This window comes from Paenibacillus sp. FSL R10-2199, assembly GCF_038000235.1.
Classification (GTDB): Bacteria; Bacillota; Bacilli; order Paenibacillales; family Paenibacillaceae; genus Paenibacillus_AQ; species Paenibacillus_AQ phytohabitans.
This window is the reverse complement of record NZ_JBBOBO010000002.1, coordinates 465,456-490,290: the sequence shown is the minus strand read 5'-3', so window position 1 is coordinate 490,290 and position 24,835 is coordinate 465,456. Positions and strand designations below refer to the sequence as shown.

Here is a 24,835-nt window from a genome sequence, read left to right as displayed (position 1 = left end):
GTTTGAAGGAGGATTTCTGTATTGAGAACTTTCCGCAATCCGGTGCTGCCGGGCTTTTACCCTGACCCTTCCGCTATCCGCGTAGGTGAGGACTATTATCTTGTCACGTCGAGTTTTGAATTTTTCCCCGGTGTTCCTATCTTCCACAGCAAGGACCTGGTGAACTGGCGCCAGCTTGGCCATGTGCTTGACCGTCCGTCCCAGCTTAATCTGGACCACACGATTCCGTCGATGGGCATTTGGGCCCCTACCATCCGTTATCATCAAGGTCTCTTCTATATGATTACAACCTACGTGGACAATAATAAGGATCAGCATAATTTCTATGTGACTGCCGCCGATCCGGCCGGAGACTGGTCAGATCCGGTCTGGCTGGAGGATGCACCGGGTATCGATTCCTCCCTGTTCTTCGATGAAGACGGCAAGGTATATTACACCGGCAACCGTGTTCCTCCCGAAGGCCAGGATTATCCGAAGCATATGGACATTTGGCTGCAGGAGATTGACCTGGAGCAAGGCAAGCTGACAGGTCCGAAGCTCAGCATCTGGCAAGGTGCCCTTAAGGTGGGGCATGCGCAGGAGGGACCCCATGTCTACAAAATCGGCGGCTGGTATTATGTGCTGATTGCCGAAGGCGGCACCGGCCATACCCACGCTATCACGATTGCCAGAAGCCGGAACGTGACCGGCCCTTATGAAGGCCATAAAGCGAATCCTATTCTGACCCACCGCCATCTCGGCAGAGAATATCCAATCGTGAATGTCGGCCATGGAGAACTGGTGGAGACGCAGCATGGAGACTGGTGGATGTTCTGTCTTGCTTCCCGGACCTGCGGCGGCTATTACCGCAACCTCGGGCGTGAAACGTTCCTGACCCCGGTGAAATGGGAGAATGAATGGCCTGTAGTGAATCCGGGCAAAGGCGTGCTGGAGCTGGAAGCGGCAGCGCCTGATCTGCCGGAAACGAAGTGGCCGCAGCTGCCTGCGCGTGATGATTTCGATGCAGCCGGACTCAGTCTCATCTGGAACTTCCTGCGGACACCGCGCGGGGAATTCTGGAGCCTCACTGAACGTCCGGGACATCTGCGGCTGCAGCTCAAGCCGGAGCAGCTGACAGAGATCAGCAATCCGTCTTTCATTGGAAGACGCCAGCAGCACTTAAGCTTCAGAGCAGAAGCTGAAATGGTCTTCAAACCGGGGGCACCAGGTGAAACCGCCGGACTTGCCCTGATCCAGAATGCGGACAACCACTTCCGCTATGAATTGAAGCTGGAGGACGGGAAGCAGGTGCTGCAGCTGATTGTGCGCAGCAGAGGGGACGAGCGGCTGCTGGCATCGGCGCCTTATCCGCAGGATAAGGTGCAGCTTAAGGCTGAGGCCAGAGGACAGGTCTACAGCTTCTATTATAGAGCCGACGAATTCGGCTCATGGACGGCATTACATGAACAGGCTGACGGAAGAGTGCTCAGCACGGACCTGGCCGGAGGATTCACAGGAGCGTACATTGGCATGTATGCGAGTTCCCAAGGGGCGCCAAGCACCAATTATGCCGATTTCGACTGGTTCAGCTATGAAGAAATTGAATAGACAGGAGGGAAGTGGCCTATGAACAGCCAGCAGGATTCCAATCCTTATCCTGTACCTGAACTGCCGCGAATTCCGGAGCGGACGTTCAGGATTACAGATTATGGCGCAGCAGGCGGAGAGCTGCTGCGCACTGCTGCCATACAGGATACGCTTGATGCCTGCGCTGCTGCAGGAGGCGGAACGGTCATCATCCCGCCGGGAATATGGCGTACGGGACCGCTGACGCTGCACAGCCGGATTAATCTGCATGCCGAGCGCGGGGCACTCGTATGTTTCGAACCGGACTTCGCGCTGTATCCGCTGCTCTTCTCCCATTATGAGGGGAATGCCGGCTGGCGCTGTCAGGCTCCGCTGGATGGGGAAGCTCTCAGTGATGTAGCCATTACCGGCGAAGGGATATTCGATGGAAGCGGCGAGGCCTGGCGCCCGGTGAAACGCTTCAAGATGACGGAACTCAAGTGGCAGAGCCTGATTGCCTCCGGGGGAGTACTGGATGAGCAGAATGAGATGTGGTGGCCTTCTGGAGAAGCATTGGTGGGAGAGGCCTACTACCGGCGGCTGCTGGAGGAAGGGCAGACTGAAATGGAAGCTTATCTGCCTGCCCGGGCCTATCTGCGTCCTGCACTGCTAAGCCTGCGGAACTGCAAGCGGGTGCTGCTGGAGGGAGCCACCTTCCAGAATTCACCTGCCTGGTGCCTTCATCCTATGGGCTGTGAGCAGGTTACCGTCAGGCACATCCAGGTGCGTAATCCATGGTACTCACAGAATGGGGACGGCTTGGATCTGGAGTCCTGCACACATGCCCTTGTGGAGCATTGCCGGTTCGATGTAGGGGATGATGCCATCTGCCTGAAGTCGGGCAAAGACGAGGAAGGCCGCAGAGCAGGGATGCCCTGCCGGTATATTACGATCCGGCATTGTACGGTATATCACGGACATGGCGGAGTGGTGATCGGCAGTGAAATGTCGGGCGGAGTGCATGCGGTCAGAGTCAGCGATTGCCTGTTCATCGGCACGGACATCGGGCTGCGCTTCAAAAGCGCCCGGGGAAGAGGCGGCGTAGTAGAGGATATCCGGATGGAGAATATCCGGATGACAGGCATTATCCATGAGGCGGTTTCTTTCCATATGTTCTATGCGGGAGTTGAGGGCTCTGAAGGCTACGATGAGCAGTCCTTCCCCGTTACGGAGGAGACTCCGCAGTTCCGGAATATCACACTCCGGAATATCACCTGCCATGGTGCGGCAACTGCGCTGCTGGTGAACGGATTGCCGGAGATGCCGCTTGCTGAGCTGACGGTGGAGAATTTCAGCGCCATAAGCAAGCGGGGAATGGTTCTGCGGTACGCCAGCAATCTGAAGCTGGACCGGATCCGGCTAAGGACAGAGGAAGCACAGCCCGTGAAGATGCATAAATGCAGCCATGTAGAGCTCATCCGGTCCGGAGAACTCGTGATCACGGAGAGCCCAGGCTAATGTCCGGGAGAGGCGCGCTATTCTTCTATCCTTCATTCAGACTTGGACGACGCCCGCGACCTGGATGCCTTGCGGTATTGGAGCGGAGTCAGCCCGGTTGATCTTTTGAAAGTTTTATTGAAGTGGGACAGATGCTCGAAGCCGACTGTGGAGGCGATCTCCTGAATCTTGGCGGAGGTTCCGGCCAGCAGGTGCTGGGCCTCACGGACTCTGACATGAACAATGTATTCACGGAAATGAAACCCGGTCAGGCGGTGAAAGACGCGACTCAGGTAAGACGGGCTGATGAAGAAGTGTCCGGCAGTCTCTTCCAGCGTAAGCGCTTCGCGGTGATGGCCCCGGATGTAAGTGGCGACATCGGTTACCAGATGATGCAGCGGGTGCTTCGTTCCGCCGGCCTGTGTCGTACTCTCCGAGCGCTGGAGCAGAATCATCAGCTCGGTGAACAAAGTTACGATGATGGCTTCATACAATGGCCGCTGAACACGTGCTTCCTCCAAAATACGGTTCAGCAGTGTCTCCGCCTCATTCTGTTCGCGCAGGGTCAGCCTGAACAGACGGTAGCGGTGGTTCTGAAACCACAAGGCTTCACCTTGCAGCACAAGGGGCAGCAGATCAGGGTCGTAATTGATCAGAATCCGTTCGAATTCGGCCATTTCGGAGCTTGCAGTAGCATGCAGCTCCCGGCCGGGAATCAGAATCAGCTCGCCCTTGTGAACCGTAACGACCCGGTCATCCACAAAGTATACGCGCTCACCCTCTGTCAGATAGTACAGCTCGGTGAGTTCATGGCTGTGGGGGCGCGGCATCGCAGTGATGCCTTTGCGCTTCATATGCTGAATGCTGAACCGTCCTTCTTCTATATGATATTTCGGATTAGGGCTAGTCACGCTGGTCATAAATCTCCTCTTCTCATATGAACCGTTACGGTTATTATAGAATAAATAGAGGTCGCCATGAAAGGAGCCGCACATGTTAATTACAGTATCGAAGAGTCCGGGGGAAGGATACAGCAGTCTGCAGGAGGCGCTGGATTCCATTCCGCCGCAGCAGAAGCAGGCCGTAACCATCCGGATCAAGCCCGGCATTTATGAGGAAAAGATTACAATCGTCCGTGAAGCCCCGCCCATTCTGCTGCTGGGGGAGGACCCGCATTCCACCGTGATTACCTGGAATGATAATGCCCACACTCTGGGAGCGGACGGTGAACCGCTCGGTACCTTCCGCAGCGGCACCCTGAATGTGTTCGCGGAAGGCTTCACAGCCGAGAATCTGACCATCCGGAACGCTTCCGGTCCGGGAACCGGACAGGCGGTGGCCGCCTTTGTTGATGCCGGACAGGCGGTGTTCCGGCGTGTTCGTCTGCTGGGTGACCAGGATACACTCTATACAGGGCAGGGCAAGCAATACTACAACGACTGCTATATTGAAGGCGATGTTGATTATATTTTCGGTGCCGCCACGGCGTTGTTTGAGGGCTGCCATCTGCACAATAAGCGGTCCAGAGGTTATATTACAGCCGCTTCAACACCGGAGGGAGCTGCATTCGGCTATGTATTCCTGAATTGCCGGATTACCGGCGGCGAAGGGGTCAGTGAGGTGTATCTCGGACGGCCCTGGCGGCCTTATGCACATGTAGCCTTCATCCGTACGGTTATGGACGAATCGGTTACCGGCGAAGGCTGGCATAACTGGGGGCAGCCGGACAGGGAGCAGACCAGCCGTTATGAAGAATACGGCAGCAGCGGGCCAGGGGCCTGTCCCGAGAGCCGCGCTGCATGGTCGCGCCAGTTAACTGCAGAGGAAGCTGCGGAGTACCGGGTTCTGACCGTTCTGGACGGCTGGCATCCTGAAGGCTATTAAGAACCAGGAGGAACCCTGATGGAATCATTGGAACAATATATGAAGCAATTGACCGCTTCCGCAGCGCAGGACGCTGCCTTCCGTGAGGACATTCCACACGGGGAGTGGCGGGCAAAGCTTACTGCAAGCTTTACCGGACGGCTTGGCGGCTTTCCGGAGGAACGGGCAGCGCTTGCACCTGTGCTGCTTGAGCGGGTAGCCTGTAACGGATATATACGTGAGCGTGTGGAGATTACCACTTATGAAGGACTTAGAATGGCTATGTATCTTCTGATTCCGGGGCAGCCGTTATCCTCTCCCTGCCCGGCTGTTCTGGCTATTCATGGGCATGGCTACGGCAGCCGTGAGATTACCGGCCTCAATCCGGACGGCTCGCAGCGGCAGGGTGACCCGGGGCTGCATAAGGATTTTGCCGTCTCGCTGGTGAAGCAGGGCTTCGTGGTCGCTGCTCCCGAGGTGCTAGGATTCGGCGGCCGACGGCTGGCAGAGGATATGGAGAGCGGTGAGCCCGGGCGTAATTCCTGCTTCCGCCTATCCTCCGCGCTGCTGATGGCGGGGCAGACGATGGCAGGCTACCGGATCTATGAAAGTATGCGGGCGCTCGACTATCTGCTGACGCGGGAAGAGGTTAACGGTGAACGAGTAGGCATTATGGGCATATCCGGCGGCGGGCTGGTCGCAGGCTTCACAGCTGCACTGGATCAGAGGCTCACCTGTGCGGTCGTCAGCGGGTATGCCAATACGTTTGCGGACAGTATACTGACGCGGAATCATTGTCTGGATAATTATATTCCGGGCATTTTGCTGGAAGCGGAAATGCCTGATCTGCTTGGGTTAATTGCACCTCGCGGCCTGTTCGTGGAGTCGGGAGATGCCGACCCTTTGTTTGGTCCGGCTGGCGCGAAGCAAGCCCTGGACCGGCTGGAGGCGATCTATAACGCAGCGGGGCATGGCGGACAGGTGGAGGCGGATTTTTTTGTTGGAGGGCATGAAATACACGGGGAGCCGGCGTATGCCTGGCTGCGGAAGCAGCTTGCCGGTGCCTGAGCTCAGACTTAGGCTTGGAACATAAGCGACAGGAGGAATAATGATGTCTATCACAGAAACAACAACGTCAGGTTTGTCCCGCAGAATCGCGGATACCTTCATCAGTCAATGCAATGAACACGGGGAACATGAGTATGTCCTGGAGCGCTGGGCCTATGTGCCCGGTATGCTGCTGATGGCAGTGGCCCGCGCCGGTGTGCAGCATGGGGAGTTCGAATATCTCTCCTTCATGCAGCGGCATATGGATAGCTTCATCGGGGAGGACGGCTCGATCCGCTCCTATTCGCTGGAGGAATATAACCTGGATCAGATCAACCAGGGTAAGAATCTCTTCTACCTGTACACGCAGACCGGGGAAGCGCGTTACGCTGAAGCGGCTCATCTGCTGGCAGCGCAGCTTATTGGGCAACCCCGAACTTCAGAAGGGGGATTCTGGCATAAGAAGGTGTATCCTTTCCAGATGTGGCTGGACGGACTATATATGGCTTCGCCGTTTCTTGCCGAATACGGGGCCGTATTTCAGCGTCCCGAGCTGATAGATGAAGCTGCTCTTCAGCTGCTATTGATTGAGCGCCGGACCCGTGACCCGCGGACCGGCCTGCTCTATCACGGCTGGGATGAATCCAAAGAGCAGGAATGGGCGGACTCGACCACCGGCCTCTCTTCCCACTTCTGGAGCCGCGCGATGGGCTGGTACGCCATGGCCGCCGTGGACTGTCTGGAGCATTTCCCGGTCACCCATCCGCAGCGGGGAACGATCATCGGGATTTTCCAGCGGATGTGCGGTGCACTGCTTGAGGTTCAGGACCAGGAGACCGGCCTGTGGTATCAGGTGCTAGATCAGGCAGGGCGCAAAGGCAATTACCTCGAGGCCACCGGCTCCTGCATGTTCGTCTATGCGATGGCCAAAGCGCTGCGGCTGCGTTATCTGGAGCCTTCGTTCAAGGAAGCGATGCTGAAAGGCTATGAGGGCATCCTCACGCATCTGGTTACCGAAGATGAACAAGGCGTTCATCTGCATCAGATCTGCCACGGGGCAGGACTCAGCAAGGACCGGAACGGTTCCTATGATTACTACATTTCTGAGGCGATAGTCTCTGATGCGCCAATGGGTGTTGCGCCATTATTGCTGGCTTCCCTTGAGGTGGAGAAGTACCTTGACGGGCAATAGGCTGCTGCTGTCGGAGCAGACGAATACATGAATACCGGTGAATTGAGCGTCAACATCGTTATAATAGCAGCCGATCCCGGTCCGCCTTTTGTGATAGTATAGGATATTGGATACTTCTAATAGAGGACATGCGGAGGAAGCTATGAATCAGGAATTGCACAGAATAGCTGAGTGGATTAACAGTCAGGCAGAGAGAGTGATCGTGGGGATTTCGGGTCATGGGGCATCGGGAAAGACGACGTTTGCCCATCATCTGATCACTCTTTTGGGGCAGGAGAACTTGAATGTTCTCAATACTGACCCCTACATTATCGGATCTGATCTTAGGCGGTACGCAAGGATTGACTACGAATATAACAATGAACAATATCGTGATAAAATGACCGCCTGTCACCCTGCCGCCCATAACGTGGCTGCTTTGGAGCGAGACATCCGTATGCTGCGGGACGGCTTGGATCTGTATACCATCGGTACGCATTATAGCAAGAGTGCGCTGTTATCTTCTGACAACAGGATTAATATTGTAGAGGGCATGAGCGTGGCTTTTACGGACCCAAGTCTGTATGATCTCAAAGTCTACTTATATACGGATGGGGAGACCGAGCTGAGGCGAAGGGGAATCCGTGATGTGGCTGAGCGGGGGACGGATATTCAGTATTTAATGAAGTCCCATGAACAGCGCAGAATTCAGTATGAATTATTCATGCATCCGTATCATGAGAAGTTCGATATTGTAATCAGGAATCAAGATTAAGCTTAGTTTCGGCGAAAAGAAAGTCATACACAGCTACGGCCCCAGCCTTCCGGTGAAATGGAGAGTTGGGGCCGTTTGTGCTTCATGGAACTGACACAATAAAATCTGATAAATTTATGCAAATTATTGACCGGAATCATGCTATAATTTTAACGGATTAATAGGTCTTAAGTAATAGATGAGGGAAGGTAACTTATAATTTGTGCGCTTTTATAACTACATAGTCGGGGGTATTAGCTTGTTCATTCAAAAAAGGGTAAGGAACAAAGTAATCGCAGGAGTACTAGCTGTATGTCTATCCATACTGCCGGCCGGCGCAGCTTTTGCGGGTAATGTATCGGATCTCAGCGGAAACTGGGCGAAGGAGCACATCAGTAAGTGGATGGATCAAGGTCTGATCTCCGGCTACCCGGATGGTGAATTTAAGCCGGATCATCCGGTCACGCGGGCTGAATTAACGGTTTTGATTAATAGGGCTTTTGGGTTCACTGAGACTAAGAAAGTTAATTTCAGCGATATCTCCAGCAGTAAGTGGTATTATTCAAGTATTTTGCAGGCCAATGCCGCGGGTTACGTTCAGGGCTATGCGGATGGGACCTTTAAGCCGGACCAGAAGATTAACCGTCAAGAAATGGCTGTTATCATCAGTAAATTGCTCAAGCTGACAGCATCGGCTGCGGCTCCTGAGTTTAAGGATATTGCCGGAAGTCCTGATTGGAGCAAAAGTGCTATCCGGGCTGTAAGCGAGCAGGGGATCATGACAGGCTCCGGCGATGGGAATTTTCGCCCGCTTGCTTATGCAACCCGTGCGGAAACGGTAGTCATCCTGGATAGAGCTTTATCCTTGCCCGATGCAGATTCCGGGGAATATGTAATCATCTATGATTCGCCGGGTACATACGGTCCGATGTCGGGAATGTCCGAAGTAGACAGTGATGTAGTAATTAATGTGCCAGGTATCACACTCCGTAATATGAACATTACTGGAGATCTGCTGCTGGGAGAAGGCATAGCTGAAGGCGATGTGCATCTCCTGAATGTAACGGTAGGAGGTAACACCGCGATTGAAGGCGGCGGGGCGAATAGTATTCATCTTGCGGATTCGACACTGGGTTCTGTGCGTATTGACAAGAAGGATGGCAGTGTAAGACTGGTTGCTGAAGGAAAGACCCAAATCAATGATCTTCAGATCAAGTCCGCTGCAGCCGTAGAAACACTCAGCGGAGCTTCAATCAGCGCCCTCACGTTATCCCGTGAAATTCCAGCGGATGCCCGTATCCTTTTGACAGGTAACTTCAAGGCTGTGAATATTCTTGCATCACGTCTTAACATTGACATCAGCGGGGGCACTGTGGAGGCAGTCAATGTTGATAAAACAGCGGGCAGTAATAAATTGAGCAATAGCAGCAGTATCAAGTCTATGATAATGAACGCCGGTATACAAATTTCAGGTAAAGGCAACATCGGGAATGCAGTCGTCAACGCTTCGGGCATTACAATAGAGAATGCGCCAGAGAAAATTACCATGGGCAGCGACGTTCCGGCAGATGTGAAAATCAATATAGCCGGTTCTGATAAAACGGCTGCTGCGTCTTCTGTAACTCCAACAGCGGCCGTATTAGTTGGCGGCGGGGGTGGAGGCGGAGGCGGAGGCAGTGCGGCAGAAATGCCGGCGCCAACAGCAGCACCAACGCCTGAACCAACGGCGGAACCAACCGAAGAGCCAACGCCGGTACCAACGGTGAAGCCAACGCCGATAGCGACAGTGAAGCCAACGCTGGTACCAACAGCAAAGCCAACGCCGATAGCGACAGCGGCAGCAACGCCGGTAGCGACAGCGGCAGCAACGCCGGTAGCAACGGCGGCAGCAACGCCGGTAGCAACAGCGGCAGCAACGCCGGTAGCAACAGCGGCAGCAACGCCGGTAGCAACAGCGGCAGCAACGCCGGTTTCATCAGCTACACCAACAGCAGCGACTTCGCCGTCACCATCGCCGTGGCCGATAGTTACACCGATATCCACACCTTGGTCAACGGTGGCACCCACACCGCCCATTGTAGATCATGGGGTTGTACAAGGGGTCATTGAGCGTGCAGACGGGAAGGCTGCCGATTCCGGTACCTTGTATTTGGAACGGGACAGCGATCATATGATTTACAGCACTGTACTAACGAATGGTGAATTCTCTATAGATTTGCCGGACGGGCCCTACAAGATTTACTCCATGCGTTCCACAACTACACAGGAGATTATTTCACTCTACTATATGTTTTACGTTATGAATGGCAAGGCAGATAGAGAGGTGCATATTCTCATTCCTGAGCAGCAGGCGGGCACGATGCAGTATTCGGACGGGACCGCGGTGGAGAATGGAGAAATTATTGTAAAGCGCTTAGACAGCGGACCGCTTGCCTGGTATAGTGCCGAAATCCAAGCAGGTAAGTTTAACTTATATTTGCCGGACGGTCATTATAATGTAGAAGTCTTAATCTATGGCGAAACTAACAAACAATTAACCATTAATCATTCATTTGAGGTCATTGACGGGAAAAGCAATTTGAATATAAAATTGCCACCCAAAATTGAAGGAAGTATTAGCTTCGTGGATGGTTCCCCGATGCACGATGGCTGGCTGGAAATAAGTAATATGGGTGCAGTGAATACCGGGCTTTATAAGGTTGATGTTACTGCTGGTAAGTTCAATCTTTATTTGCCTGATGGCGACTATAGCATACAGACGCTGAACACTAAGGATTCAGAAAGTATACCTTTACGTACACAGATAAAGATTGTTAATGGTGAACCTGCCTCAGGGCCTATTGATATCAAAGTACCTTTAGCAATATCAGGCAAGATCTATAATGAGGACGGAACTCCATATGCTAATGGTATATTAGTGATCACAGAGGTTGGCACTGCTTCACCGCTTCTGTATGCAGCAACGATTAAGAATGGCCTGTATGATTTCTATTTGCCTGATGGCTCATACCGGGTACTTATTTTAGCGGAAAAAATGTACTCCATCTACAATGCCAAATTCCCGTATTATAGTTTCTCGGTGCTGGACGGGCAGTCTGATCCGCAAGAGCTTGTAATTCATTTGCCATCTAATAATGTTACCGGCACTCTGAAATATGATGATGGGACCCCGCTGCCGGACGGCTATATTGAATTAGGCAGTGGTCTTGGCGGAAAGGATTATCTCAAAACGGTTGAGCTGAAAAACGGGGTTTTCGGTGCTGATTTTCCGGATGGGGAATACGATGTATTCATCTATTGGGATGCCGAGCATCTTAATAGAATCGAAATAAATTGTAAATTTAAAGTTGAAGAGGGCCTGCTTGTTGATCCCCTGGACGTTACTTTGGCTAAGGAATAATAAACGAATACAGCAGTCTATGAAAAAACAGAGCAGCGCTTCCCGTCACAGGAGAGCCGCTGCTCTGTTGCGTGTAGCATTAATTCAGTATACAAACCTCCGCTGCGCCCAATAGCTGAATACGAAGATTGAAATTTCTGTCAGAATCTTGGCTGCAACCAGCGGAATTATCAGCTTCTCATTATAGAAGTAGAGCAGCCCGTAATTGAACAGCAGCACAAGGACTACGAGGGAGAAGTACTTGGGCAGTGACTGGAGGCGCGATTGTTGGCTGCCGCTGAATACATACTTCCGGTTTACCGAGTAGTTGAAGACTGAGCTGCATAATCTTGCGGCCGCGACAGCCAGGAACAGGTTATGGGTCAGGCTCTGGAACAGGAACAGCAGTACGAAGTCCAGCAGGCCTGAGATCAGCGAGGAGGTGCTGAACATCAGAATCGGCAGATAGATCCGGAAGGAGTCGATCAGCGGCCGGAAGTGGGAGGATTTATTATCCTCCAGATAGACGGTATCGATATACTCCTCAGTAATAGTATAACCCTCTTTGTGGGCGCTCAGCAGCATGTTCATCTCATATTCGAACCGTTCGCCGGGAATCCGGCACAGCCAGTCCAGCATCTGGAACGGGAAGCCGCGCAGGCCGGTCTGGGTATCATAGATTTTGGTGCCGGTAGTTAGTGCGAAGACTGAGCGTGTCACGGTGTTTCCGAACCGGCTGCGCAGCGGAATGGTTCCGCTGAACCGGCGGCTCCCGAGAACAATGCCGGGTTTGCTCTGGAGCAGCAGCTTTTCGGCAATCCGTTTGATGTCATGGGGCAGATGCTGTCCGTCACTATCAGCGCAGATCACATTACCGTGCAGTCCGGTTTCCTGGATATGACGGAAGCCTGTTTTGAGGGCGGCACCTTTGCCGAGGTTGGTCCTATGGGTCAGGAGGGTGCAGCCGAATGCCGCAGCCCGCTCGAAGATTCCCCGGTAAGCCGGGCCGCTGCCGTCATCGACCAGTATAATGGGTCCTAGCGGATATTCGTTCAGCTGCACAATTAAATCCAGCAGCCGTTCATCTGGTTCATAGGCGGGGATTAGTACAGTCATCCGGGTTCACTCCTTAATATAAAGTATGTCGCTGACGCCGCGTTCCTGGTTTTTGCCCAGCGGATTATTCACGACCCGGCCCATGAAGTACATGGTGGAGGAACCGCCGCCGTCCAAATTGTAGGCTTCTGCAGCTCCGAGGCCTTCCATCACATCAGCAAGCTCGGCAAGGGTCATCCCGCGGCTGTAGCCTTCCTTGCGTCCGTCAACTACAACGAACACGTAGTGGTTCGGGGCGATCATGCCAATGGCGGTCCGGGGATTCGCATCCTGAATCGAACGGTTGCCGAAATTGTTATCGATTTTGACACTGCTGAAATCACTGACGATCTTGCCGTCCTGAATCAGAATCGGTCCGAAGGACAAGGTGTTCGTAACCCCTTCAGCCAGCAGCTCAGACGAAGAGACTTCCTCCTCATCATAGGTCTGCATCGTTCCGTCTCCGAACAGAGCCATCGCATCCCGCACCGGATCATCCCGGTACACGGTTCCATTGCGGATAATCACGCCGTCTTCACGGAAGCCGTAGTAATCTCCGTTAATGGCGAAGATCGCATTATTAGCGGAGGCAATCACCGAGGTGTCCTCCGTAATATTCGTACCGAAGCTGTTATCGGCAAAAGCGGACCGCAGGCTGCCGGCATCCTTCAGGACCACATCTGCGACAAAATAAGTGATCTGGTCTGACCCGCTTCCCGTCTGGACCTGATCAATCTTTACCTGGATATCGTCACTGCTGTAGCTCCAGTCATCCGATGTTGCATTCACGTCAGCTGTTGTTGCTGCTGCTGTTGTTGTGCCTGTGCTGCCGGTACCAGCGGTTCCGGCGGTATCGTCTGTGACGACGACCTCAACATGCTCAATCAGATAACGGTCTGCCAGACGATATACCACTGCGCCAAGGCACAGGAGGATGACGAGGATCATAATCAATAATTTTCGTTTGCCGGTACGGATTGCAGTGTTGCCTGTATTGCGTGTGTTGCGTGACTTCATACCGAAGCACCACCTCTTCAATTAAGTTCTTAAGGCTCATGATAAGTGCCATTCCTTAAATGAATCTTAACTGGCGGTATCTGCGGGGAACGGAATGTGCGAGTAACCAAGGGTTGATCTGTTGATGATGTGTTAATCTGTTGAGCTGTATTTGCATTAATGTTGTACGTACTACAACTTGGCATTGCAAATAGCTGGTGTTCGGGAGGATTGTTGCAGGAAATACAACAATTGTCAGGATAAACCGCTTAGAGGAGGGGAAAAGCTGCATTCCATACAACAATTCCGGATTACGGCCGCTTTTATAAGCAAAATGTTGTATTATGGGCATGATTTTATAAAAAAGTAATGTAGTAGAATCGCGCCCGCAGCATTGGTATACTTTAACAAAAGCTCCATCCGATCATGATTTCAGGGAGGTCATCAGCCGTGAAAGTAAAGCCTGTCTCAAAACTGCTGTGCAAGCTGAGAATAATGGTTGTACTGTTCAAAAGGTTGTCCAGGGCAGCTCTTCCGGCGCTACTTCTGCTGGTTCTGGTTACAGGCTGCTCGTTATTTGATGGTGGCGGCTCATCCGCCATCAGTCACAAGATTGACCAGCAGGAGGATGTCATATCCTCTAACGGCGGCGTAATCAGCAATTTGGACAAGCTGGACAGTTTCATGGAACGGGGAAGCGGCAGCCAGCGGATAGTGCAGTATACGATTGAAGGCGATCCGATCTTTATTGAAACGCGGTATAAAGGCGGACGGCTGGAGCTGAGTTATGATACCACTGAGGATGCCTTCGGACCCCGTGAAGTGAAGACTTACAGCTGTGATGAGCTTGTACGGACGGAGGAGAAGCATCAGTTGAAGTACTCCCTGAAGGGCTGCGAGGGAGAGGCCGTGAATCAGGATATACTCACTGTTGACTTCGATCTGGGCCGGCAGGATAAATTTGAATTTATCCTCAAATACGGGTTTAATCTCAGGAATGAGATCAATACGGTGAATCAGAACCTGGTAAAAGATATGCTGGACGGTACTGTCATCGAAATCAGCGATTATGGCTTGCCGGTTGAAGACCGACAGAGCATTTACCGGAAGCTGGTGCTGTCCAATTATCTTGGGGAGAAGCAGCTTAGTACAAGCTGCAACCTCAAGCCGTATGAGAGCTATGATCTGACGGTGCTGATCAATAGTGCCGAGCGGCATTATGCCTGGAGCGAATGTGATACCGGGAGGGATGGCAAGACCATGACGGAGGCCGCAGATTACATTATCGGGCTTGTAGAAGCCGGGGATAGTTACTTACAGCTGCCTGCTGCTACAGGCGGCGTCAAATAGGATTACAGGAGGTTCAATATGCTGCAGCGGGTGCTGCTGATTGAGGACGATGAGGCAATCAGCGAAATGGTAGGTTCATATTTGACTAAAGAGGGCTATGAGGTGGAGACGGCATTTGACGGGGAGGCGGCGGTGAAGAAGTTTGTGGGCGGTCCGTCATATGATCTGGTACTGCTGGATCTGATGCTGCCGAAGCGCAGCGGTACGGATGTGCTGCAGATGATCCGCAGCGGGAGCCTTGTGCCGGTGCTGATTATGTCAGCGAAGGACAGTGATGTAGATAAGGCGCTGGGGCTTGGCTTCGGCGCAGATGATTATATCACCAAGCCGTTCTCGATGATTGAGCTGGCAGCACGGGTGAAGGCGGCGATCCGCCGGGCCGGGTACGCAGCGCAAGGGAGCCAGGCTGCCGCCGGCAGTCAGGCGTCTGCCGGGGAGGAGCCGCAGCCGGCATCGAAGGTGATTAAGCTGCGTGGACTAACGGTCGATCTGGATAACTTCTCGGCGCAGAAGAACGGGGAAGAAGTGAAGCTGACCGCCAAGGAATTCCATATCCTGAAGCTGTTTGTCAGCAGCCCCGGGCGGGTATTCACCAAGGCGCAGATTTACAGTCTGGTCTGGGAGGATGACTACTTCGGGGATGAGAATGTAATTAATGTACATATGCGCAGACTGCGCGAGAAGATTGAGGACGATCCCTCTCATCCGGAATATATCAAAACGCTGTGGGGCATCGGCTATAAGCTCGGAGATATGCAGCAATGACAGCCTTGTTCATTATCATCATTGCGCTGCTTCTGCTGGTCCTTGTCCTGCAAGTAATGCATTCGCGGCAGCACGCACGCCAGCTGAAATATATTCATACCAAGCTGGAGAGTATTGTGGAGCGCGGCTCGCATGAACGGCTGCTTCTGATGAGCAGCAGTCCGGAGCTGCAAATCCTGCTGACCGATCTGAACCGGCTGCTGGATGTCAATCATAAGGGAGCTGTAGAACGGGCCAGACTGGAGAAGTCTATGCGCAGTATGCTGGCTAACATCTCCCATGACCTGAAGACCCCGCTGACGGTGGTGCTGGGGTATATTGAGACCCTGCTGCATGATAAAGACATGCCAGCGGAAGAGCAGGAACGTATTCTGCGTACCATTCATGCCAAAGCGGGGGAAGTCATTACGCTGATGAACCGTTTCTTTGATCTGGCCAAGCTGGAGTCAGGGGACCGGGATATCCCGCTGTCACGTGTGGAGCTGGGTGAGGTCTGCCGCAGGAATATTCTTGCTTTCTACGATATTCTCAGTGCCAAAGGTGCTGATGTGCAGATCGAGATACCGGATGAGCCGCTCTATATGATGGGCAACGATGATGCGCTGGACCGCGTGTTGTCCAATCTGTTGTCGAATGCTATTGCCTACGGTGATGCCGGAGGGGCGCTGGGGCTGAAGCTGTACAGCGATGCCGGTCAGGTGTGTATAGAAGTGTGGGACCGGGGCAAGGGCATTGCCGAAGGCCATGAGGACAAGGTGTTCGAGCGGCTCTATACCTTGGAGGATTCACGCAACCGCGACTACCAGGGCAGCGGCCTGGGGCTGACCATCACCAAGCGGCTCACCGAGCAGATGAACGGCCGTATTTCCTTAAGCAGCAAGCCGTACGTCCGGACGGCATTTACGCTTTCTTTTCAGCGGCTGACCTTCTGAAATAATTCCGGTTCTGGCGGGGCGGTCTGCGTATCCTTACGCAGCTTAAGAATTTCGTAAGATTCAAGTAATAAAAAAGCAAACTCCGCCCTGTAGAATAAATACCAGGAAGACAAAGAAGAAGTCAAAGGGGATAACGGACATGACAACGATACTCCGGACATGGGATTTAACCAAAGTCTATGAGGATAAGGAAATTGTACGCAGCGTGAATATGGAGATTAAGCAGGGTGAAATTTACGGGTTCCTGGGACCCAACGGCGCCGGCAAAACGACGGTGATGAAAATGATTACGAATCTGGTGAAGCCGACGGCGGGCGAGATTGAATTTTTCGGAGACAAAATGACCCCCCGCTCTTATGAAATGCTAAAGCGCATGGGCAGCATCATTGAATATCCGGTCTTCTACGACAAGCTGAGTGCCCGCGAGAACCTGGCGCTGCATGGTGAATACATGGGATATTATGATGTTCAAGCGATGGAGGAAGCGCTGGAGCTGGTGAAGCTGAGTGCAGTGGACAAGAAACCGGTGAAGCAATTCTCCCTGGGGATGAAGCAGCGGCTGGGCATTGCCAGAGCGGTGATGACCAAGCCGGAGCTGCTCATTCTGGATGAACCGATCAACGGGCTGGACCCGCTCGGCATCAAGGAGCTGCGCGAGGTGTTCCGGATGCTGAGCCGGGAATACGGCATGACCCTGCTGATCTCCAGTCATATTCTGGGCGAGATCGAACAGATTGCCGACACGATCGGCGTGATCCGCGAAGGCGTGCTGGTGGAGCAATTGGCGATGGATACGATCCGTAACCAGAATACACAGTACATTGAGCTGATTACAGGCGAGTGCACCAAGGCCGTCTACATCCTGGAGCATAAGCTGTGCTTAACCAATTATAAAGTGCTCGACCCGCGCACCATCCGGATCTATGATGATATTCCGCAGCTGGAGCTGAGCAAGGCGCTGGCCGAAGCAGATGTGGAGCTGGAAAGTATGAGCAAGAAACATCATTCGCTGGAAGATCATTTTGTAGAACTGATGGGAGGTTCCCACAATGCTTAAGCTAATTCGTTTGGAGCTGCGTAAGAACAAATTCAATTTTCTCAAAAGTGTGCTGATTGCCGATCTCGCCATTCTGGGCTTCATGGTCCTTATCGCCTTTACATCGCTTAACGAAGGGGAATTCAGCACGTATCCTGATTTGTTTGATGGTGTGTTCGTTTTTGTAAAAGCAACATTTATCATCTTCGCCTCCGTATTGATAAGCAAGCTGGTAATCGACGAGTACAAGAATAATACGATCACTGTGCTGTTCATGTACCCGGTTCCCCGCAAGATGCTGCTGGCTGCGAAGCTGATTATCGTCTTTCTGTTTACGTTCCTGAGCATTTTCCTGTCTGATATTGCAATCAGCAGTATCCTCACCGGCATTGATTATTTCATGTCTGACGTGATTCAGGGTACTGTATCACAGGATCTGATCACCGCAAACCTGCTGAAGGCCGGAACGGATGCGCTCTACGCGGCAGGCATTGCACTGATTCCGTTATACTTCGGGATGCGCCGCAAATCCGTACCGGCTACCATTGTCTCCGCCGTCCTGATTGTCATGCTGATCTCATCCGGCTTCGGAAACGGGAGCTTCCGGATGGGCAATCTGATCTGGATCTCACTCTCGCTGGCGCTGGTCGGTGGGGGAATCGCGTATCTGTCGATCCGGAATATCGAGCATCAGGATGTTGCCTGACGGGCAAGGCTGAGCCGCTGTGATTGTATGAGATGAATGCCGTCCCTTCAGGGGCGGCATTGTTTCTGTTTAGTTGAACAAGCGCTCCAATCCGGCGTTTTTGTGGCGACCTATAGCGGTTTTTTTGTTATAATAGTAAATAATTCAGAGATTTCTACATAATCAGAGTTTCTCCGCAATCTATGGTCCTATAATATAGCAGGAATGAAGCAGCAGAGGAGGTGGGCCATGCATAAAGATTGGGCTTCTATCCTGGGCCGGGCACTTTCTGAAGAAAGTGCTTATAGAGCGTTGTTCGATCATCATCCGGATCTCATTATCGTGCTGGACAGACAGGGGCGTTATGCCGACAGCAACCGGACCTTAAGTGCAGAGGATGCAGCCAGGCTGATCGAATGCCGGATGCATCCTCCCGGCGAGGGCTATTTCGCATCTGCTCTGGCCGGTATTACATCCAGCTTCGGGTTAATGGTGGAAGCGGATGAAGAAAGCGGAGTAAAAGCAGGGAATTCCGGGGGTAATGCAGTTTCTGTAAGGTATGTGCCGCTTCATACAGATGAAGGCATTGCCGGTGTATTTGCCATCGTTCATGATACCGGGAACCGGCCGCTCTCTCTGCTGCTGCAAAGCTGGGAACGCATGAGCAGACAGGAATCTGCCGGTGCTGAACGCATTGGACTTGAGGGCGCGGACTTCCCTCCCCTGACGGACGAGGAATTGCTGACAGAGGAGGAACTGCCGGTTTCAGAGTTTATTTTTGAGATGGCGGAGGATAGACGGCTTAGTCTGATTCTCAATTCCGTCTCGGCGGGAATCTTCGGACTGGACACGCTGGGCCGGACGATCTTCATCAACCGTGAAGGGGCCGAAATGCTGGGCTATGAGCCGTCAGAGCTGGCCGGATTGCCGATGATGGAAATGATTCACTATATCCGCGGGAGTGCAGCCCGGCATTCACCGCTGGAATGTCCCATCCGGCTCACCATTCAAGATGGCGTTACCCGCAGCAAGGCGGATGAAATCTTCTGGCGCAAGGACGGGACCAGCTTCTTCGTGAACTACCGGATTGCCCCGCTGCTGGATAAAGGCATGATCTGCGGTGTGGTCGTCTCCTTCAGTGATATTACGAACGAACGGGAGATTCTCCGGGCCAAGGAATCAGCTGAGCAGGCTGCACAGGCCAAGTCTGATTTCCTGGCGATGATGAGCCATGAGATCCGCACCCCGATGAACGGCATGATCGGGATGGCTGATCTTCTGCTGGAAACCAACCTGGAGGAAGAGCAGCGCAGCTATGCCGAGATTCTGCGCAGCAGCAGCTACAGTCTGCTGCAGATCCTCAATGATATTCTCGATTTCAGCAAGATGGAAGCCGGCAAAATGCCGCTGCAATCGGAGAAATTTGATCTGCGTGAGATGCTGGAGGGCATCATTGATCTGTTCACTCCCAAGGCGGAGGAGAAGAAGCTCGCCCTGCGCTGGTGGGCGGATACCAGCGTGCCGGATATTGTCACGACCGATCCCAGCCGCTTGCGGCAGATTATCGTCAATCTGGTCGGCAACGCGCTGAAATTCACCGATCAGGGCAGCGTGACTCTGTCGGTGAAGAATATTCCGCTGCCGGCCTCGCCGGAATACCTGCTGGAGTTCTCTGTCCGTGATACAGGGGTAGGTATTGCTGACAGCAAGCTGAACCTGCTGTTCCAGTCCTTCTCCCAGCTGCATCCGTCCATTAACCGTAAATATGGCGGCACCGGACTAGGGCTTGCGATCTGCAAGCAGCTGGTGGAGCTGATGGGCGGAACGATCTTCGTGGAGAGCGAAGAGAACCGGGGATCGATCTTCCGGTTCATGCTTCCTTTTGTGAAGGAAGAGGTTGAAGCGGAAGCGGGAGTTGAACAGGCTTAACCTAACAAACAGCAAGCCTCCGGGAGGAGACTTGCTGTTTGTTTTTGCGGCCGGCCTGCTAGCCTGATGTTCCAGGATATAGCGAGTTCAGCTGCCCCTCAATATGATCCGCAATCAGCGTGTAGAATTCAGGGAATCTCGGGTCCCCTGGACTCCTGATTTCTTCAAAGGTACGGATATATAGCCCCTGAGAGGCTACTGAAGTGATAATATCGCCCACAGTCCAGCCCCGCGTCACCACTTGTGCTAATCCGGACCGTTCCTCTTCGGGAAGCAGCTTGGCAAAGGCAACCTCACCTTCCTTGAGTGTATCGTCAAAATAATTACCCGTAGGATGCTGAAGATTCCGGGTTGTCATCCATGCCCTGGCGAACGGGTGGAAATCCGTCAGCATGAGCCGGCCGTTTGCCGTTAACCTTCTGCTGACCACAGAAAAAATAGCATTTAAATCCGTAAAGTAATGCAAAATCCCGAACTCCATCAGGACAACGTCGAAGCTTCCCAGAGCTTCCTCACCGGGGATATTTAAGACATCTGCACAGATGTAGTTCAGCTTAACACCCGCCGCTGCCGCTACTTCTCTGGCATACAGCCGGTTCTCTTCGGATATATCCACGACAGTCACCTCAGCACCCAGCAAAGCGAAACAAATCGCCTTCATTCCGTGAGAACCGAGCAGGTTCAGTACCTTCAATCCTGCCGGGTTGCCTATGTACTTCAGCCAATGCCGCAACGGGTGCCTTGGATCCTGCTTCAACCGCCCGGCAAGCTCCTCAGGTGATCCATGGTGCTGTATCCAGGCCTGATATGCTTTCGTTTCCCAAGCCGTCTTATTCGCACGTGCCATCTGCTCCTGCATATAATGACTCCTTGATAAAAATGGAAATTGCTGCTTTCTGATTTTACTATACTTTGTTTACTATGCAACAACTAAAAACGAATCCTTATCTGCATAAGCTGCAGATAAGGATTCGTCTAAGGTAAAGCCTAATCATTCTAGTGCATATACATGAGACCAACTGTAGCAGGTCCGCAGTGGCTGCCGATCACGCAGCCGGCATGGATTACGGCAATTTCATCCACACCTGTCTGCTCTCGCAGTGCCTTCTCCAGATACCGGGCATCCTCTTCAGCAAGGGTATGGGCAACAATGAGCAGCTCCTTGTCCATATCGGCTGTATTCGCAAGTGCGTGCTGAAGCATCTGTTCTACAGCTTTTTCCTTCTTGCCGCGGATTCTGGCAACAGGTACAATCGCCCCGTCCACCAGCCGCAGCACAGGCCGGATCTTCAGCAGGCTGCCGATAAAGTTCTGCATGCCTGAGCAGCGTCCGCCCATATATAAGTAATCCAGCGTATCGACGACAAACTCGGATTCCACCCGTTCACGGGAGGCTTCGATCATAGCGGCGATGTCGGCCGCACTGTGGCCTTTGGCTGCGGCGCGGGCGGCTTTCATGACCAGCAAGGCGATCCCGCCGCATAACGTCCGGGAATCCACAACATGTACCCGGCCTTCAGGGAACTCGCCTGCGGCCAGCAGGGCATTCTGATATGTAGAGGATAAAGAAGAAGAAAGACTGATATAGACGATATCTCCGCCAGCGCTCACGACCGGCTGAAAAGCGGCAATGAAATCAGCCGGGGAAGGGGCTGCCGTCTTGGGCAATGCACCATTTGCGGCGACACGGCGGTACACTTCTTCGGGTGTAATCTCTACACCATCCTTGAAGGTGCCGTCTTCAAAAACTACATATAACGGGACAATGCCGATATCATACGTTTCCTTCCAGCCTTGCGGCAAATCGGAAGTGCTGTCTGAAAAGATTTTTACGATAGACATGAATATCTCCTTCACCAATCTTGGATGACAATACACTATATTAAGACCCTATAATCTGTTTATTATACCAAGCCTACCTGGAATCTCAAAATAAAAAATGCTAGCTTGTGAGGTTTGCGGGGATACCGCTTCTTCAGTAGCCGATCTCAACTAAGCCTCCGCACATGCAAAAACGGCCTCATCGTCCTTGTAGGGACAACGAAGCCGTTTCCGGTACAGCCTGAACAATTATTTCTTCATTACAGGAATCCATATTTCGCAGACATAATCCTCTGCTGATGTATCGCCTGGCGGATACAGCTCAAATTCGGGTCCGCCTGTATGCTCGTAGCCCGTTCCCGGGAACCATTCCTGGAAAATGCGCTGCCAGACCCCTTGAATTGCATCAGGCATAGCTCCTACGGATTTGAATACCGCCCAGGTCGCAGCCGGAACCACTGTAGTCTCATACGCCTGCGGGTCAGTGGACGCGTCTGCTTCAACTCCGATCCAATAAGACAGCATTTCCGTCTCCATATTCATATTCATACAGATGCCGAGCCATTCTTCGCGTAAGCCGAACTCAATCAGCTTATCTGATGTGCCGTCTTCATTGCATTCATTCCAGAACTGCGGAATTCTGCGGAAATTCTCCCCGTCCTTGCAGGTAACCTCCATTGATTTGCCGATAACGGTAAAAGCTTCTTTATTCACGATTTTGTAATCCATTTCCTGATCTCCCTTCAATGACAGATGGAAAGAGAGGCGCGGGAAGGCTTTGAGCTGTACCCCGGGTTCACGTGCGGCAGAGGGGGTAAGCCCATGCGCTTTGCGGAACGCTTTGGCGAATGACTCCGGGGAGTCATATCCGTATTTCAGTGCGACATCCAGCACCCGGATGTTTGAAATGGCCAGCTCTTGAGCGGCCAGAGTCAATCTGCGTTTGCGGATATAGTCTGCTACGGTGACGCCGGTCAGCATGCTGAACATGCGCTGGAAGTGGAAAGGGGAGACATATGCCACTGCGGCAATCTCTTCGATCCGCAGCGGTCCGGTCATTCTGCTCTCCATATAATCCAGCGCATTCTTCATTCGGATCAGCCATTCCAAGTTTGCCATCTCCCTTTAAGTTCATATTATCACGCGGCCTACGGGCTGGTCCTGTTATTCTCTGCTCATCTGAGACAGGTACAGTCAACGGCCTACAGTCTATGATCCTATGATGTCATATTTCAAGGGGTTTGTCAGCTTCCGGCAAAACTAGCCTAACCGGCAGACTCTCGCTTCATACGGACGCAGCGTACTGCGGTCCATGGGCGCCGGCTCCTCCGGATAGTTACCAATAATCGTTTCGGTTACGGCGTTCAGCTCGTCAGGCAGCTCTACAGTCTGCGGTGTGTCACAGAAGTTCAGCAGCACCAGCCATTTCTCACCGCCCAGTGTCCGGGTGTACGCGTAGATATATTCATGCTCCGGCAAAAGCAGCTCATATTCACCATACACCATGATCAGATGCTGCTTGCGCAGGCTAATCAGCCGCTGATAATAGTAGAATACCGAGTCAGGATCGGCCAGCGCCTGTTCCACATTGATCTCTGTGTAGCGCGGATTGAGCTTGAGCCAAGGTGTACCAGCGGTGAAACCGGCATTCGTTGAGGAGTCCCATTGCATGGGGGTACGGGCGTTATCGCGGCCTTTCGTGTGAATCGCCTGGAGAACCGTCTCATGATCTCCTCCGCCTTCCGTAACCTTTTCCCGGTACATATTGAGAATCTCTATATCCTTGTAGTCCTCCAGCACAGGGAATTTCACGTTGGTCATGCCGATTTCCTCACCCTGGTAGATATAAGGTGTACCTTTGAGCGTGTGCAGCAGGGTAGCGAGCATTTTGGCCGAAATCACACGGTATTTGCCGTCATCCCCGAACCGGGAGACCATCCGCGGTTGATCGTGGTTATTGAGATAGAGGCTGTTCCAGCCTTTGTCCGCCAAGCCTACCTGCCATTTGTGCAAAATATCGCGCAGCCCCTTCAGTGTCCACGGAACCACATTCCACTTGCCGCCCGGGCCGGAGTCGACATCCATATGCTCGAACTGGAACACCATCTGCAGCTCATGCCGATCTTCGTCAGTATAGAGAATGGCGTCTTCTACAGTTGCTCCCGGCGTCTCGCCGACGGTCATTACATTATATTTGGAGAGAACTTCACGATTCATTTCCTGGAGATACTCATGAACCCGCGGTCCATTCATATAATACTCTCCGCCACCGGCCAGCTCACCGGGAGCCAGGCCCTCATGGTGTGCGGAAGGGAGCCCTTCTACTTTGGAGATCATGTTGATGACATCCATCCGCAGCCCGTCTACACCTTTGTCCAGCCAAAAAGCAATCATTTTATAGAGCGCTTCCCGCAGCTCCGGATTCTCCCAGTTCAGATCCGGCTGCTTGCGCGAGAACAGATGCAGATAATATTCGCCCGTCGCCTCATCCTTCTCCCAGGCCGGTCCGCTGAAGATGGAGCTCCAGTTGTTCGGCAGCGCGCCATCCGGTCCGGCGGGACGCCAGATATAATAATCGCGGCAGGGGTTATCCTTGGAGGCGCGGGATTCCGCGAACCAGGCATGCTCGTCCGAGGAGTGGTTAATCACAAGATCCATCATCAGCTTGATGCCGCGTGCATGCAGTCCGGCCAGCAGCTCCTCCCAGTCCTGCAGCGTACCGAATTCATCCATAATATCCTCGTAGTTGCTGATATCATAACCATTGTCATCGTTCGGTGATTTGTAGACCGGCGACAGCCAGACGACATCGACGCCCAGCTTCTGGAGATAATCCAGCCGGGAGATGATCCCCTGCAGGTCCCCGATTCCGTCTCCATTGCTGTCCTGGAAGCTGCGGGGATAGATCTGATAGACTACGGCTTCTTTCCAAAAGGCTCTATTCATTTGGGTGGGCTCCTTTGAGAT

Annotated in this window: 20 protein-coding genes; 13 read left to right on the top strand and 7 right to left on the bottom strand. The window is 52.8% G+C overall.

The genetic code is table 11. The features are described from left to right. Positions 1-21 precede the first annotated feature (21 nt). Positions 22-1,587: a glycoside hydrolase family 43 protein gene (locus NYE33_RS30120; RefSeq protein ID WP_336101516.1), complete on the top strand. Its 1,566-nt coding sequence runs from the start codon at positions 22-24 to the stop codon at positions 1,585-1,587. An 18-nt stretch (positions 1,588-1,605) separates the two neighbouring features. Beyond that, positions 1,606-3,063 carry a glycoside hydrolase family 28 protein gene (locus tag NYE33_RS30115; RefSeq protein ID WP_336101517.1) on the top strand — a complete coding sequence of 486 codons (1,458 nt, stop codon included), beginning with the start codon at positions 1,606-1,608 and terminating at the stop codon, positions 3,061-3,063. Between the two features lie 32 nt (positions 3,064-3,095). On the opposite strand, the gene NYE33_RS30110 is transcribed toward NYE33_RS30115, so the two are convergent. Next, positions 3,096-3,962: a helix-turn-helix transcriptional regulator gene (locus NYE33_RS30110; RefSeq protein ID WP_042135215.1), complete on the bottom strand. Its 867-nt coding sequence runs from the start codon at positions 3,960-3,962 to the stop codon at positions 3,096-3,098. Positions 3,963-4,035: 73 nt separating this feature from the next. Between NYE33_RS30110 and NYE33_RS30105 the strand changes: the two genes are divergently transcribed. The 5 genes from NYE33_RS30105 to NYE33_RS30085 all read left to right on the top strand — a co-directional run bounded on the left by NYE33_RS30105 (position 4,036) and on the right by NYE33_RS30085 (position 11,277). Then, positions 4,036-4,926, top strand: coding sequence for a pectinesterase family protein (locus NYE33_RS30105; protein WP_042135216.1), 891 nt, complete (start codon positions 4,036-4,038; stop codon positions 4,924-4,926). A gap of 18 nt (positions 4,927-4,944) precedes the next feature. Further along, positions 4,945-5,973, top strand: coding sequence for a dienelactone hydrolase family protein (locus tag NYE33_RS30100; RefSeq protein WP_076242689.1), 1,029 nt, complete (start codon positions 4,945-4,947; stop codon positions 5,971-5,973). A gap of 40 nt (positions 5,974-6,013) precedes the next feature. After that, a complete protein-coding gene (locus NYE33_RS30095) occupies positions 6,014-7,144 on the top strand; it encodes a glycoside hydrolase family 88/105 protein (protein WP_336101518.1) in 1,131 nt (376 codons plus the stop codon). Between the two features lie 142 nt (positions 7,145-7,286). Beyond that, on the top strand, positions 7,287-7,898 hold the full coding sequence (locus NYE33_RS30090) for a uridine kinase family protein (protein ID WP_076242691.1): 612 nt from the start codon (positions 7,287-7,289) through the stop codon (positions 7,896-7,898). Positions 7,899-8,136: 238 nt separating this feature from the next. Further along, positions 8,137-11,277, top strand: coding sequence for an S-layer homology domain-containing protein (locus tag NYE33_RS30085; protein WP_341068992.1), 3,141 nt, complete (start codon positions 8,137-8,139; stop codon positions 11,275-11,277). 84 nt (positions 11,278-11,361) lie between these two features. On the opposite strand, the gene NYE33_RS30080 is transcribed toward NYE33_RS30085, so the two are convergent. Both NYE33_RS30080 and NYE33_RS30075 read right to left on the bottom strand, forming a co-directional pair. Continuing rightward, on the bottom strand, positions 11,362-12,372 hold the full coding sequence (locus NYE33_RS30080; RefSeq protein ID WP_336102673.1) for a bifunctional glycosyltransferase family 2/GtrA family protein: 1,011 nt from the start codon (positions 12,370-12,372) through the stop codon (positions 11,362-11,364). A gap of 6 nt (positions 12,373-12,378) precedes the next feature. Further along, complete coding sequence (locus NYE33_RS30075; protein WP_076242693.1) at positions 12,379-13,368, bottom strand: phosphodiester glycosidase family protein; 990 nt, start codon at positions 13,366-13,368, stop codon at positions 12,379-12,381. 429 nt (positions 13,369-13,797) lie between these two features. Here NYE33_RS30075 and NYE33_RS30070 point away from each other — a divergent pair, with 429 nt between their 5' ends. The 6 genes from NYE33_RS30070 to NYE33_RS30045 all read left to right on the top strand — a co-directional run bounded on the left by NYE33_RS30070 (position 13,798) and on the right by NYE33_RS30045 (position 20,047). After that, a complete protein-coding gene (locus NYE33_RS30070) occupies positions 13,798-14,697 on the top strand; it encodes a DUF4362 domain-containing protein (RefSeq protein ID WP_076242694.1) in 900 nt (299 codons plus the stop codon). A 21-nt stretch (positions 14,698-14,718) separates the two neighbouring features. Further along, positions 14,719-15,462, top strand: a complete 744-nt coding sequence (locus NYE33_RS30065; protein ID WP_076242851.1) for a response regulator transcription factor — start codon at positions 14,719-14,721, stop codon at positions 15,460-15,462. Further along, the gene (locus NYE33_RS30060) at positions 15,459-16,394 is read left to right on the top strand and encodes a sensor histidine kinase (RefSeq protein WP_042135226.1); all 936 of its coding nucleotides are present in this window, start codon (positions 15,459-15,461) and stop codon (positions 16,392-16,394) included. The genes NYE33_RS30065 and NYE33_RS30060 overlap by 4 nt, the downstream gene beginning before the upstream one ends. Before the next feature lie 142 nt (positions 16,395-16,536). Further along, entirely contained in the window at positions 16,537-17,454 is a 918-nt protein-coding gene (locus NYE33_RS30055) for an ABC transporter ATP-binding protein (RefSeq protein WP_336102672.1), read from the top strand. Then, positions 17,447-18,139, top strand: a complete 693-nt coding sequence (locus NYE33_RS30050) for an ABC transporter permease (protein WP_042135230.1) — start codon at positions 17,447-17,449, stop codon at positions 18,137-18,139. Before NYE33_RS30055 ends, NYE33_RS30050 begins: the two co-directional genes overlap by 8 nt. A 228-nt stretch (positions 18,140-18,367) precedes the next feature. Continuing rightward, positions 18,368-20,047, top strand: a complete 1,680-nt coding sequence (locus NYE33_RS30045) for an ATP-binding protein (protein WP_336102671.1) — start codon at positions 18,368-18,370, stop codon at positions 20,045-20,047. Positions 20,048-20,105: 58 nt separating this feature from the next. Here NYE33_RS30045 and NYE33_RS30040 read toward each other — a convergent pair whose 3' ends face one another. The 4 genes from NYE33_RS30040 to NYE33_RS30025 form a co-directional block, all read right to left on the bottom strand. Beyond that, complete coding sequence (locus NYE33_RS30040) at positions 20,106-20,906, bottom strand: class I SAM-dependent methyltransferase (RefSeq protein WP_336102670.1); 801 nt, start codon at positions 20,904-20,906, stop codon at positions 20,106-20,108. Positions 20,907-21,043: 137 nt separating this feature from the next. After that, a complete protein-coding gene (locus tag NYE33_RS30035) occupies positions 21,044-21,889 on the bottom strand; it encodes a DegV family protein (protein ID WP_336102669.1) in 846 nt (281 codons plus the stop codon). A 228-nt stretch (positions 21,890-22,117) separates the two neighbouring features. Continuing rightward, a complete protein-coding gene (locus NYE33_RS30030) occupies positions 22,118-22,978 on the bottom strand; it encodes an AraC family transcriptional regulator (protein WP_179093424.1) in 861 nt (286 codons plus the stop codon). 150 nt (positions 22,979-23,128) lie between these two features. Then, positions 23,129-24,814 (bottom strand): glycoside hydrolase family 13 protein, encoded by a 1,686-nt coding sequence (locus tag NYE33_RS30025; RefSeq protein ID WP_341068986.1) that lies wholly within the window; start codon positions 24,812-24,814, stop codon positions 23,129-23,131. Positions 24,815-24,835: the final 21 nt, after the last annotated feature.